At 44.8% G+C, this 13,627-nt stretch carries 10 protein-coding genes and 1 pseudogene; 7 read left to right on the top strand and 4 right to left on the bottom strand.

Translation table 11 applies throughout. The features are described from left to right. Window positions 1-19 precede the first annotated feature (19 nt). Window positions 20-1,615 carry a DEAD/DEAH box helicase gene (locus tag BUB73_RS02960; protein ID WP_073283471.1) on the top strand — a complete coding sequence of 532 codons (1,596 nt, stop codon included), beginning with the start codon at window positions 20-22 and terminating at the stop codon, window positions 1,613-1,615. A 217-nt stretch (window positions 1,616-1,832) separates the two neighbouring features. Here BUB73_RS02960 and BUB73_RS02955 read toward each other — a convergent pair whose 3' ends face one another. Then, window positions 1,833-2,429: an acyl-CoA dehydrogenase family protein gene (locus tag BUB73_RS02955; RefSeq protein WP_073283468.1), complete on the bottom strand. Its 597-nt coding sequence runs from the start codon at window positions 2,427-2,429 to the stop codon at window positions 1,833-1,835. Window positions 2,430-2,972: 543 nt separating this feature from the next. On the opposite strand from BUB73_RS02955, the gene BUB73_RS02950 reads away from it, so the two are divergent. From BUB73_RS02950 to BUB73_RS02930, 5 genes are all read left to right on the top strand, one after another. After that, entirely contained in the window at window positions 2,973-3,293 is a 321-nt protein-coding gene (locus BUB73_RS02950) for a hypothetical protein (protein ID WP_139259093.1), read from the top strand. Window positions 3,294-3,310: 17 nt separating this feature from the next. Continuing rightward, complete coding sequence (locus BUB73_RS02945; protein WP_170932300.1) at window positions 3,311-3,769, top strand: FISUMP domain-containing protein; 459 nt, start codon at window positions 3,311-3,313, stop codon at window positions 3,767-3,769. Between the two features lie 33 nt (window positions 3,770-3,802). After that, window positions 3,803-4,987, top strand: coding sequence for an FISUMP domain-containing protein (locus BUB73_RS02940; RefSeq protein WP_139259092.1), 1,185 nt, complete (start codon window positions 3,803-3,805; stop codon window positions 4,985-4,987). Then, entirely contained in the window at window positions 4,987-5,508 is a 522-nt protein-coding gene (locus BUB73_RS02935) for a hypothetical protein (RefSeq protein ID WP_073283456.1), read from the top strand. Before BUB73_RS02940 ends, BUB73_RS02935 begins: the two co-directional genes overlap by 1 nt. 96 nt (window positions 5,509-5,604) lie before the next feature. Beyond that, window positions 5,605-7,224, top strand: a complete 1,620-nt coding sequence (locus tag BUB73_RS02930; protein WP_073283453.1) for an FISUMP domain-containing protein — start codon at window positions 5,605-5,607, stop codon at window positions 7,222-7,224. Window positions 7,225-7,358: 134 nt separating this feature from the next. Here BUB73_RS02930 and BUB73_RS02925 read toward each other — a convergent pair whose 3' ends face one another. The 3 genes and pseudogenes from BUB73_RS02925 to BUB73_RS02915 all read right to left on the bottom strand — a co-directional run. Beyond that, window positions 7,359-8,159 carry a nucleotidyl transferase AbiEii/AbiGii toxin family protein gene (locus BUB73_RS02925; protein ID WP_073283451.1) on the bottom strand — a complete coding sequence of 267 codons (801 nt, stop codon included), beginning with the start codon at window positions 8,157-8,159 and terminating at the stop codon, window positions 7,359-7,361. Further along, entirely contained in the window at window positions 8,159-8,701 is a 543-nt protein-coding gene (locus BUB73_RS02920) for a type IV toxin-antitoxin system AbiEi family antitoxin domain-containing protein (RefSeq protein WP_073283448.1), read from the bottom strand. Before BUB73_RS02920 ends, BUB73_RS02925 begins: the two co-directional genes overlap by 1 nt. Before the next feature lie 186 nt (window positions 8,702-8,887). Beyond that, window positions 8,888-9,683, bottom strand: a pseudogene (locus tag BUB73_RS02915) (acyl-CoA dehydrogenase family protein); the annotation flags it as partial. A 564-nt stretch (window positions 9,684-10,247) separates the two neighbouring features. Here BUB73_RS02915 and BUB73_RS02905 point away from each other — a divergent pair. Beyond that, the gene (locus BUB73_RS02905; RefSeq protein ID WP_073283439.1) at window positions 10,248-13,538 is read left to right on the top strand and encodes a fibrobacter succinogenes major paralogous domain-containing protein; all 3,291 of its coding nucleotides are present in this window, start codon (window positions 10,248-10,250) and stop codon (window positions 13,536-13,538) included. Window positions 13,539-13,627: the final 89 nt, after the last annotated feature.

The following is a 13,627-nucleotide window of genomic DNA, read 5'->3' as shown; positions in this document are numbered from 1 at the left end:
TTCTACATTTGACTTTAATATGAAATTTGAAGAACTTCCTTTGGCAAATCCGCTGCAGCGTGCTGTTCGCACTGTAGGCTACGAAACCCCCACTCCCATTCAGGAACAGTCCATCCCCAGTTTGCTGGAGGGTAAGGACCTGCTGGGTATCGCCCAGACGGGAACGGGCAAAACCGCAGCCTTTGCGCTCCCTATTCTGCAGCGCTTACTGGACTCTGGTAAGTTCCGTCAGCCTAAAACTTGTCGCGCCCTGATTTTGCTGCCCACTCGTGAATTGGCAATTCAGGTGGAGGAATGCTTTAAGCAGTATGCCCAGTATACTGCTATTTCTACTGCCTGCATTTTCGGTGGCGTTAGCGATGTGAAGCAGAAGAACGTTCTTGTTCGCGGTGTAGATGTTCTGGTGGCAACTCCGGGCCGCTTGCTGGATTTGATTGGCCAACATGCCGTGACCCTCAAGAATGTGGAATTTTTCGTTTTGGATGAAGCTGACCGTATGCTGGATATGGGCTTCATTCACGACATTCGCAAGGTGGTGGGCGTGCTTCCGGGCAAGCGTCAGAACTTGTTCTTCAGCGCCACCATGCCTAAGGAAATTTCTGACCTGGCTGCAACGATCCTCAGTGCAAATCCGGTTCGTGTGGAAGTGGCTCCCCAGAGCACTCCCATTGAACGAATTCGCCAGGAACTGTACCGCATTGATAAGCGTCGCAAGGGCGCCCTGTTGAAGGAACTTCTTGCTTCTCATGAAGAGATGAAGAAGGTGCTGGTGTTTACTCGCACCAAGCATGGCGCTGATAAAATTGTTCGTGTGTTGGAAAAGGCTGGTGTCAAGTGCGCCGCCATTCACGGCAACAAGAGCCAGAATCGTCGTCAGGAAGCTCTTGGCAATTTCAAGGATGAACGTATCCGCGTGCTGGTGGCAACGGATATTGCTGCTCGCGGTATTGATGTGGATGATGTGACCCACGTCTTCAATTATGACCTGCCCAACGAACCGGAAACTTTTGTGCATCGCATTGGCCGTACGGCTCGCGCTGGCAAGGAAGGCGTCGCCATTTCTTTCTGCGCTCCCGATGAAGAACAGGATCTGCGTGCCATTGAAAAGCTGACCAAGGTGAAGGTTCCCGAAGGTGACAAGGCTATTTACGAAAAGTTGCCTGAACAGCAGAAGGAAACTCCTGAAAGCGAAATGCGTAATGCTCGCGGACGTTTACCTCGTGGTCAGAAGGGCGACCGTCGCGAAGAAAATCGCGGCGAAGGCCAACAGCCCGCAAAGTTCGACTGGCGTAAGCACCAGGCCGACAAGCGTAACGCCCGCGCTGCAGAACAGGCCCGCGAAAATGGTGAACAGCCTCGTCAGTCTCGAGAAGAGCGCCGTGGCAATCGTGCGGAAAAATTCGGTCGCAAGCCGGAACAGGTTCGAGGCGCCTCCAACCCGCAGAACCGTCCCAGTTCTCAAAATGGTTCCGTTCCGCAGAATGGTTTCGAAGGCGACAACCTGAACCGCCGTACCATCGGCAAGAATCGCCCCGGCTCCCGTGCCCGTAAGCGTATGCGTGAGGCTGCCGCTGCCAGCGCCGCCGCTCAAGCTCTCCTAAGTAAAGTGAAGTAGCGCTGTTAATCAACTCATTCTACCTAAAATAGATGAACTATTTTGGGCAGCTTGTTATGAAACCGTATTCATCATCAAGATGCAAAAAAGGCCCCGACTCATTCGAGTCGAGGTCTTTTAAGTTTTGCTGGATCCTTCATTTCGTCGCTTTCGCGACTTCATTCAGGATGACGTGCTGAACCGCGCGGCGCTATGTCCGCGCAATCCCAATCAGCGATTAAGCCTTCTTATAATCAGCGATCTGTTCTGCAGTCAGGTTCATGATGAAGTTGGAGTGCTTCATCACTTCTGCTTCAGCAAGGTTCAGGTAGACCTTGGCGCTCTTGCCGAACAGTTCTGCGTTTGCAGAAGCGTCGCGGATGAGGAGCTGAGCCATGACGCAGTTACCGGCCATTTCGTACAGGCGGCGGCTGCAGAGGTCCAGGAACTCGTTGTTTTCAGCGGCCTTGACGTAGTCGATGGCAGCCTTGAACTTGTCGTCCATAGCCTTTGCGCGGGCCTTGAGGCTTTCAAATTCCGGTGCAACAGCGGCTGCTTCCAGTTCGTCGAGCATGGAAGTGTAGGTGCCGGTGGTGATGTGCGGAAGGGCAGCAACAACCTGGAGCTGGGTAGTACCTTCGTAGATGGAGGTAATACGAGCGTCGCGGTAGAGGCGCTGGCAAGCGTATTCCAGCATGTAGCCGGAACCACCGTGAACCTGGATGCTGTCGTAGCTGTTGATGTTGGAGTATTCGGCATTCATGCCCTTGGTGAGCTTATGATGGTGGGGGAGGTTTCCCCCTCGCTGCAGCCCCGGCCCCGCCCTTACAATCATTCCCTACGGGAATAAAGTTCCGAAACCCACCCGGCCGGGTCTTCCGCTACCCCCTCTGCGGAGCTCAGTCGCCGCCCCGCAATGCCCTGCTTGTCCGTATTCTTGAGATTATCATATTGTCTGAAAAACGTTTTTTGAAACGTTTTGGTCCAGGTTCCCAAAAAAAGAATGCATTTGTAAACTTTTTGTGCGAAAACTACTTTTTTAATTTATTTTTGTGGAAAATAGAGTTTTGCTCTTGTTCTCTAAACGAAATCTCGACCATTTCCTTAGACGAGAATAAGGCGAACGCTCACGCAAGCATACCGCTTTTTGCTGTATGTTTCAGTTTGTCGTGCCGGCTTTTTAAGCGGGTCTTTGGTCGTATGACCATGGGCAACAGCCCTTTTGGGGCGTGGGTCGTTTGTGTTTGTCGTCTAAAGGCTGTCGAGAGCCTCGTTTAGGCAAATGCATCGACCTGCGTCCTTTTTTATTTCCTGAAAATTGATGTGGCTCTTTGATGAATGAGGGTGAACTTCATAGGTGTATACAATGGAGGTTTCTGTGGCTGAAGAAAAAAAAGAAATCGAAAATTTACGAGAGAAAATTCGTCAAACATTTCAGGATGTTGCGAATGAAAAGGGGTATGGTTTTGACGATAGTCGTAAGTCTTTCAGTATTTATTCGAAACGGTGGCATTCTGTAGAGTTTAGGTTTCAATGGATAAAAAATCACTATGTCGTAAAGTTTGTTGGTTACGATTCCGAGGGGAAATGGAAAGCTAGTCAAGCTATTGTTTCCATTTGGACTTATGCAGATGCAATTGAATTTCTGGCAGCATTCAAAATTCTTTTTGACATGCCTGCAAAACGAAAGATTAAATGAATTTCAAAGGAGAATATATGATGAATAAAATAATTTCAATTTGTTCTTTGTCTTTTGTTGCTTTTACATTTGCAGAAGTTGTTTCTGCTCCGAATTTAGATGATCCAAGAGATGGTAAAACATATAAAACTATTCGGATAGAGAATCAAGTTTGGATGGCGGAAAATTTGAACTTTGATACTCACAATAGTTTCTGTTATCATAATGATGACAAAGAGTGTGCGAAACTAGGCCGGTTTTATACATGGCGTGCAGCTTTAAATGCATGTCCACAAGGATGGAGATTGCCGTCGCGTAGTGATTGGATGACTCTTAAAACACTTGTAAAAAATGAGGATAGGTTATATTTGTGGGATGATGATGTTCCCGAAATAGGTTATCAGGTATCCGCTCCAAATTTTAATGCTTACACAGTTGGATTTAGGGATCCTTATGGAAATTTCGATAAGGAAGGGATATCGTATTATTGGACATAGTCAAAAGAATCGAGTGATGATCAGGGTAACGCCTTGTGTACCACAATAGATGACTTAGATCCTCAAAAAACAAAATGTGCAAAATCTCGTTATTTTGGAATGACAGTTCGTTGCATTCAAGGAGAAGAATCATCTCCAACAAGTAAAGAAAAGTACTCTGTGATACAAGGTAAATTTGTAGACAGCAGAGACAAAAAAGAATACAAAACTGTACAAATAAATCAACAAACATGGCTTGCGGAGAACCTAAACTTTGAAACAAAAAATAGTTATTGTCACAATAATGATCCTTTGGAGTGTGAGAAATATGGCAGGCTATATAAGTGGGAAGATGCCGAAAAGGCATGCCCTGCTGGGTGGCATCTTCCTTCTCGTTATGAAATAAAACGGTTGCTTTGGGCTGTTGGAGATGATAGCGGTGAAAAATTGAAGAGTAGAAGTGGGTGGGAGAGTAATAATGGATGGGATGAACTAGGTTTTAATGTGCTTCCTGTTGGTAATGCTCAATTATCTGAGAATAAAATTGACCGATTTGATCCGAATGGACATGCTGTTGCATTTTGGACATCTACACATAATGAAAAATACTATTATAAATGGTTCTTTTTCAATGATAACTGGGTAAGCAGACTTGATGAAACCCAGGCGGATTGGGTTGCTGAACCAATTCGTTGTATGAAAAACTATGAAATTGATGCTGTTGCTGTAGGAACCTTTAAAGATAAACGTGATAAAAAGGTGTATAAAACAGTGACCATAGGAAATCAAAAATGGATGGCTGAAAATTTGGCGTATAACGAAAAAGGAAGTTCTTGCTATGCAAACGATAAAAGAAATTGTAAGGAGTATGGAAGGCTTTATTCTTGGAATCAAATCAAAGATCTTTGTCCAATGGGTTGGCATATCCCATCAAAAGATGAGTGGAGAGTACTATTTGCTTATGTTGACAACAATGCTAGTATTTTGAAATCAAAAACTAATTGGCCTAAGAAAAATGGCTTGGATGAATTAGGGTTCAATGCTCTGCCTTCTGGTTCAACAGTAAAAAATGATTTTGGGAAATCGGCCTATTTTTGGACGACAGATTCAAGGAACGATAAAGCTGAAGCAATGGAATTGCTTGATTATTTGGATGTTGCTTCTTTTGGGAGGCACACATTTAATGATGGTTTATCAGTTCGTTGTCTTGCTGATTCAGAAAAAAAGGGGAATAATTAATGTCAGTGAAATTCACCATTCATGGTCCTATCCCTGTTCCCACTGCTCCAAAGAAAATTAAGGGAGGCTCGGTATCAATTTCTCAGTTGAAAGATGTTAATGCCGCATTATGGAGATCAGCACCTTTCTCTGAGTATGCTAATAAGAAAGGCTGCTATGTTTTTGCAAATGCTGTGACAAAAGGGTCTACTCCGATTTATGTTGGCAAAACGAACACCTCCTTCAAGGACGAGTGTTTTTCAACGCACAAGAAGGCTATGCTCAATGACTTTCTTGCTTGTGCAACGAAAACAGGGCTGCAAATCTATTTTGTTGTGTTGAACAATCGGAAAAGTTGCCCAGAAGAAATAGATTCTTGCGAAACTTTGCTTATACAAAAGTGTAAGGACGCCAACAAAAATTTATTGAATGTAAGGAAACTATCAACAACATTTTCCATTGAAGGAATCCACGGAGACAAAAAGCCGGGAAAGCCAACAGAAGATGTTTCCAATTTCAAAAAATGTCTCAACATTAAATAAAATCTATTTCTAAAAAAGGCTCCTGGAAGTTGCAACTTTGAACTCGCTTCCAGGGGCTTGTTTAACTAATTCTTTGGTGACTAAAGGGTGCTGAGTATGTTTGTAAAACGACTATTGGTGTCATTACTCTTTTGGGGTGTTACTTGTTCAATTGCAGGAACTCTTGTTGATAATCGCGATGGCAGGAAGTATAAAACCATTAAAATCGGGGAATACACGTGGATGGCAGAAAATCTTAAGTACAAGGCATCTCCATCCTACTGTTTTGGCGGTAAGGAAAGTAATTGCCAAAAGTTTGGTCGAATGTATCCGTGGCATACCGCAATGAAACTACCTGCAAAAAAAGCATATGATGACGAAAATGTTAATGATTATGTAAAGCGAATGCATCAGGGGATTTGCCCAAGTGGATGGCATGTTCCCACAGTTGCTGAATTTGATTCCCTTAGCGAATTTGCCTATAATGAAGGCGAAAGTTTTGAAACATCTAAAATGTTTGGATTGAAATATGGCGGTCAATTGATGATTCTTGGTGCCGAATATTATAGGGGGTATGTAGAGGATGACCCAACAGCGGCGGCGCGTTTTTTTAAAACAGGAAAAAGAGGAGAGTTCCCTCTAAGGTATCTATATAAGGATTTTAAACATATTGAGACGTTCTCTACCACAGAGGCTGAGGATGCCTCTGTAGTGTATTATTCTGCATATAGAGATCGGTATAATTTTGAAATAGGTCCGGTTCGTGTGTATCGAGGAGCCTCTGCAAATTATTTGCGCTGCGTGAAAAATTATAATGTTGATGAAAATGGTAACATGGTGCAAAACTGTGAGAAGGGATTTTTCTATCAGGATGGAGAATGTCGCAAGCCTTATGATTGTGGTGAATTTGAATATGCTGTAGATAAATGGACGTGCGCAGAACTTCCTGAAAATGCAAAGAAGAACAAGGGTGTGGGTTTTACTTGTAAAAAAGGGTTTGATAAAGTTAAGCTTTACGAAGATTATGATTGTATAAAGCCCTATGACTGTAGTGAAGATGAGTTTTTCGTCAGTAAATATGAATGTCAGGGGCTTCCCAAAAATGCTCGTCGAAAGAAGAATAAGAAGATTGGATTTGAATGCGATGATGGCTTTGACAAAGTCGAGATTAACGAAATCCCGTATTGCAGAAAGCCATATATTTGTGAAGATGCAGAATACTCTGTAGCACAATATGAATGTGCATCCTTGCCGAAAAATGCTCATCGACTTGACTCTATTGGATATGCATGTGATGACGGTTTTGATGATGTACAAATCGGAAATTTTAGATATTGCAGGAAACCTTATGACTGCGGTGAAAAAGAGTATTCAGTAAATCAATATGAGTGTGCGAATTTGCCTGCAAATTCTCACAAAAATGAATCGCAGGGATTTGACTGTGATGAGGGGTATTATAAGAAAAATCAAAAAGAATGTGAAAACTTGCCAGCGAATGCCCATGAAAATAATTTGCAGGGATTTGACTGTGAGGAAGGCTTTTATAAGAAGAATGGAAGTGAATGTATAATATTCCCGATGAATGCTCACGCAATTGGCTCTAATGAATTTGAATGCGATGAAGAATTTTTTAAGAAAGAAATTGGCGGAGAGGTTATTTGTCTGGAAGAAGGTTATGAGTGTGAATATGTGGGAGATGAGTGGGAGTGTACGCTGTCGCCGAGTTATGTAAAGTGACGTGAAAAAATGGGATTTACATGCGGTGAAAAAGTTATAAGGAAGAATGTCGTTTCAATTACCAGTAGAATAAAGAACTCGTGGAAAAGACCCCGGCATTTCTGCCGAGGTCTTTTCTCGTTCGCTCGATAAACTTACAGCGTACGCAAAAATTCAATTAGACCGTCACAAGCCATGTCGTCATCAATGTCGAGCCAATTCTTTTTTGAACGGACAACTTGTCTTCTAAAGTTTTTGTCTCCATAAACCTTTTCGATTCTCTTGATGACATCACTCGTTGAGTTTTCTTTCATTCCCGCATCGGAAAAGATGAATTCATTCATGCAGCTTCGCAATTTTTCTTTGTTGATGTTTCTGGATAGCCAGAACAAATCAAATACATCCTTGTAACGTGTAGAATGAATGCCGAACTTTAACGAGGAACGTAATTTCTCGGAGAACATCTGCTCCTTTGAATTTATTAAAAGGCTTACGCAATCATTTTGCAAAGCAATGTCGAAACAGAACTCTTCTTGCGAAATGTCAATGTGCTTATGAACTCCAATGTCGACTTTACTAGTTACTTCAAAGCCAAATGAATCGGATAATTTCAAGAACACCCGTTTGCCGTGGTAATCCTGTTGCTTCAAATCTTCCATCTGGCCTACCAAAGAAACAGATACGCCATCAATATTGTTCAATGTCTTGATAAATGATCTTATGGAATCTTCCTCGAGGGAGTAACGAATGAAATCAATGTCAATATCCTGCGTGGCTCGGCGGTTGTTGTGCGACAATTCTCTCATTACGACGCCACCTTTGACGGTTATACTTTCACTCAGGTGGCTTCGGCTTATTGCGTACAGAATGACATCTTGCCCTACTTTAGCAATGGCTTGTTCTTCTGCAAAGCCTTGGCTTACGCACTTCTGAATTTCTTCCTCAAGACTGATCATCAAAAAACCTCCAACCTAATCGCATTCATAATTTTCTTTGATCCCGGAAATTTAGGAACATTGTCCTCGAACCATTCCTCGTCAAGTTCAAAAATTTTATTCCTGTAGTTGCCCATGATTTCTTTGTAGTAGTCAAAAGGCAACTTGTTTGAACGACGTATTAGTTCGATTAGCAGTCGCTCTTTTGTGTGGATTTTTATTGAAACTCCGTTAACCTCTTTTTCTTCGACGCCGAGCATTAGAAGATTGTCTGGAAAAAAATACTGGTGTACTCTTTGGTCTCGGATTTTTGTGAAATCGCGATCGGTTCCTAAAGTGTAGTGTTCTGGAACGACGTCGGTTAAACCGTGATAATAAAATGCACTCTCCATAGTGAAGACTGCGTCTTTGTTTTTGAAGGCTACCAGGGCTAATTCCCGCCATGTGGAAGAGTCCGAATAAATCCCGTTTTCTACTTTAAACAACTTGCCGTTACGAAGCGCTTTCTCAAGAAAGTGGTTGGAACCGTAATTGGATATGCAATCTTCGTAACTGTAGAACATGTGAACCTTACCTGTAAGAAAATATACCTGATTTTATTATTTTTGTCAAGTAAACGTCCGCAAATTAAATTAGTTGCGGATATTTACTTAAGTATGCGGCGTACAAAAAAAGACCCCGGCATTTCTGCCGAGGTCTTTTAAGTTTTGCGAGATCCCCGCCTTCGCGGGGATGACTCCTAGACGTGATTATGCCTTCTTATAATCAGCGATCTGTTCTGCAGTCATGCCCATGATGAAGTTGGAGTGCTTCATCACTTCTGCTTCAGCGAGGTTCAGGTAGACCTTGGCGCTCTTGCCGAACAGTTCTGCGTTTGCAGAAGCGTCGCGGATAAGGAGCTGAGCCATGACGCAGTTACCGGCCATTTCGTACAGGCGGCGGCTGCAGAGGTCCAGGAACTCGTTGTTTTCAGCGGCCTTGACGTAGTCGATGGCTGCCTTGAACTTGTCGTCCATAGCCTTTGCGCGGGCCTTGAGGCTTTCGAATTCCGGTGCAACAGCGGCTGCTTCCAGTTCGTCGAGCATGGAAGTGTAGGTGCCGGTGGTGATGTGCGGAAGAGCTGCAACGACCTGGAGCTGGGTAGTACCTTCGTAGATGGAGGTAATACGAGCGTCGCGGTAGAGGCGCTGGCAAGCGTATTCCAGCATGTAGCCGGAACCGCCGTGAACCTGGATGCTGTCGTAGCTGTTGATGTTGGAGTATTCGGCATTCATGCCCTTGGTGAGCGGAGTGCCGGCAGATGCCAACTTGTTGTACAGCTTCAGTTCAGCCTTTTCTTCGTCGGTAAGCTTGCGGGTGCGTTCGATATCTTCAAGAGACTTGTAGATGTCAACGTAGCGAGCTGTCTGGTAAAGGAGGGCGCGGCCAGCGTCCAGGCGAGCCTTCATGTTGGAAAGCATTTCGTAGACGCCGGGACCTATAAAATCCGAACTTGCGACGGCCGCAGAGTTCTGCCTTAGCGTTCTTATAGACCAGTTCGCAGGTGGTGGGGGAGGTCTCCCCCTCGCTGCAGCCCCGTCCCCGTCCCTATAATCATTCCCTTCGGGAATAAAGTTTCGAAACCCACCCGGCCGGGTCTTCCGCTACCCCCTCTGCGGGGCTCAAACGCCGCCCCGCAACGCCTGGCTTGTCCCATCCATCCGCTCTTGCTTAAAACTGTGGAAAACCAAGGCTTTTGTAAACTTTTCTGTGCGAAAAAACGTTTTTTTAATTTATTTTTGTTGAAAATAGAGTTTTTGCTCTTGTTCTCTAAACGAAATCTCGACCATTTCACAACACGGGGACAAGGCGAACGCTCACGCAAGCATACTGCTTTTTTGCAGTATGTTTCAGTTTGTCGTGCCGGCTTTTTCAAGCTGGTCTTTTGGCTGTACAAGCCATGGACAACAGCCCTTTCGGGGCGTGGGTCGTTTGCGTTTATCGTGTTGAGGCTGTCGAGAGCCCCGTTTAGGTAAATGTCGCGACCCACGTCCTTTTTCCATACGAATTGACGCTCTACATTGTTGAACAAGGCAAAACTCCATAGGATTTTAATCGATGGAGGCTGTTATGTCTTTGAAAAAGAATGCGGAAATGAAACATGTGGCAATGAACTTGCTGAAAGTAGGTGCCGCCATTTTGAGTGCTGCGGCTTTGTTCGCTTGCGGTGATGATTCCGGCAATTCGTCAAAGGCGGATAACGAGGATAATGGTCGCGAAGTGGCTACTCTTGTTGAAATGGGGCGTTGTACCAGCGAGCGCGAAGGCGATACCGTTTATGTAGCCGAAAAACTGACAGACTACCTTTGCAGAAACGGTTCCTGGATCGACCTCTCCGAATCGGATGATTCTGATGACGAAACTAAATCCAGTAGCTCTATGGCACCCGGTTCCTCAAGTGTCATTCAGAGCGATAGCGAAAAATCTAGCAGTTCCATAGATGCTAGTTCCTCAAGTGTCATTCCGAGTGAAAGCGAAAAATCTAGCAGTTCTTTCAACAAGGACAAATATACAGACGAAAATCTTGTGGTCAAGAAACGTTCCATCCTGGGTGTGGCTCAGAAGGGCCCCTTCAAGTTTGGCTCTCCGGTTTATCTGAGGGAACTTTCCGAAGAAACTCTGGACCCGACTGGAATGGTTTACGAAGACGAAATCAGCAGTAACAAGGGCGACTTCGTTATTCCCAATGTGAACCTGATTTCTCCCTATGCCGGCGTGGAAGTTCGTGGTCAGTACAGGAATGAGGTCACTGGCGAATACTCCAAGGATTCCATCAGTCTGTTTGTCCTCACCGATTTGAAAACGGATTCTCGCACCAAGGTGAATATAAACCTGTTGACTCACCTGGAATACAAACGCGCCATGTATCTGGTCCGTAAGGGTTATAGTGTCTATGCCGCAAAGAAACAGGCTGACCAGGAAATCATGACCGCCTTTGAACTTCCGACAACAGTCAAGTATAGCGAAGATTTAAGTGTATTCGAAGATAGCGAAGACGACAATGTGGACTACGCCAACGCAAGCCTCATGATGTTGAACCTGCTGTTTTTGGGCGATCGATCCGATACGGAAATCAAAATCGCCATAGATCGTTTTATTGCGGATATTGAAAAGGACGGATCTTGGGAAGATGATTCTACCAAGGCCGTAATGGCTGACTTTGCTACCGAAATTGATGGAGACGAAATCCGTGCCAATGTGAAGTCCTGGAATATTCTGGATGTTCCGAGGTTTGAGGCTCAGGTGGAAATGTTCTGGAACAATGTGTACGGTCTGGGCGGCTGCACCAGTGTCCGCTCCGGAGTCATTGCGCAGAATAAAAATAAGTACAGCAAGAATGTCAATAGCTATTACCTCTGCAAATCTTCAAGTTGGAAAAAGATTACGAATCTGGAGGCCGATACCTACGGCTGGGACGCAGGCGAAACCGGTGAAGTCAAGAAGGGTGCCTATACGGATGCCAAGTATGTGTATCGTGGCGGAGCCTGGACTGAGGTAAATCCCGTCGAAGATGCCTTGGGCTCCTGCACGGCATCAAAATCTGGAACCGTGGACAAGACGGGCAATGTATATTACATCTGCAAATCTAACATTTGGGAAAAAGCAACGACTATAGAGTATGACACCTATGGCTGGTCCGCCGGTGCAGTAGGCGAAGTCAAAAAAGGCAATGTTACAGATGCTAGGTATGTATATCGTGATGGAACCTGGACTGAGGCCGATGCTGTTGAAAGTGCGCTGGGTTCCTGCACGGCAAGTGATGTTAAGACAATTAAAAATAACCAAGGCACCTATTATGTATGTGAAGATACCCAGTGGAATAGTTTGGCCACCTTGGAGGAAGCTGATACTTATGGCTGGACCGCTGGAACTACCGGCGAAGTTAAGAAAGGTAACATTACTGATGCCAAGTATGTATACAGGAACAGCACGTGGAATGCCGCTAGTACCGTAGAAAGTACTTTAGGATCTTGTACTGCAAGTAATGCCAGGACAATTGTAAATGAGCAGGGAACCTATTATGTATGTGAAAGCACCCAATGGAAAATCCTGACCACTCTGCAAGCAAATACTTACGGCTGGTCGTCGGGAACTACCGGCGAAGTTAAGAAAGGTAACGTTACTGACGCCAAGTATGTGTACAGGAACGGCAAGTGGAATACTGCTAGTATCGTAGAATGTGCCTTAGGCTCCTGTACAACGAAAAATGATGGAACTGTATCGGAAACAGGTAGTGTCTATTATATTTGTAAGTTTAGCTCTTGGACAAGAGCAACCGCATTGGAATACGATACCTATGGTTCCACTTGCTCTAAGGATGGATCAATTGTTAGCGGGGCTGTAAATGCCAATAACAAGTATGTCTGTGATGGAGGTTCCTTTAGAACGGCAACGGCTGATGAAATTAACCTGGAATTAGGTTGTACAAGTTACAATGCTGGGACTGTATCGGAAACAGGGAGTGTCTATTATATCTGTAAGTCTAGCTCTTGGACAAGAGCAACCGCATTGGAATACGATACCTATGGTTACACTTGCTCTAAGGATGGATCAATTGTTAGCGGGGCTGTAAATGCCGATAACAAGTATGTCTGTGATGACGGTTCCTTTAGAACGGCAACGGCTACTGAAATTAACCTGGAATTAGGTTGTACAAGTTATACGCAAGGAAAAATAATTACAACATTATCTGATGAATCTGTTGAAGAACGGTGGGTGTGTTCGGATCAATGGATATTCAATAGATTTGGAATTGTGAAGGATTCTCGAGATAATAAAACTTATAGAACAGTGACCATTGGGTCTCAAACCTGGATGGCCGAGAACTTGAACTATGATTATAATGAGGGAACTGCCAAAAGTTATTGTTATAACAATAATCCAGACTCTTGTGCCAAGTACGGTCGTCTGTATACTTGGGCTGCGGCAATGGATTCGGCGGCAGTGTTCTCTACTACAGGAAAGGGGTGTGGCTATGATAAAACTTGTAGCGCTAGTGGGGTGGTCCGTGGCGTATGCCCTGAGGGCTGGCACTTACCAAGTAGTTCTGAATTTGAAACTCTAATGAAAACAGTTGGTTCCAGTGTTGCAGCGACTAAACTGAAATCAACTTATGGCTGGAAAAGTGGTAATGGAACTGACGATTACGGTTTCTCCGCGCTCCCTGCAGGCTACAGAAGCAACAGTGGCCATTTCTACGATGCCGGCGACTACGCCTACTTCTGGTCTGCCTCTCAGAGCGGGAGCGGTAGCTACTCCGCCTACTACATGTTCTTGCACTACTACTACGTTTATGCCAGCATGCTCAACTACAGTAAGTACTTCGGTTACTCCGTTCGTTGTCTCCAGGACTCTAACTAGGCACCCCACGGTCAGTGGGTAGCCTAGCGGCGGGGCTGCATAGCGCCCCCGCCCAAAACCGCCGCCAAGCCGCAAGGCCAGGCGGCCCT

Origin of the sequence: Fibrobacter sp. UWH6 (genome assembly GCF_900142465.1) — a bacterium.
Taxonomy (GTDB): domain Bacteria; phylum Fibrobacterota; class Fibrobacteria; order Fibrobacterales; family Fibrobacteraceae; genus Fibrobacter.
The sequence above is the reverse complement of the archived record's forward strand: the minus strand, read 5'-3'. Positions and strand labels throughout refer to the sequence as shown.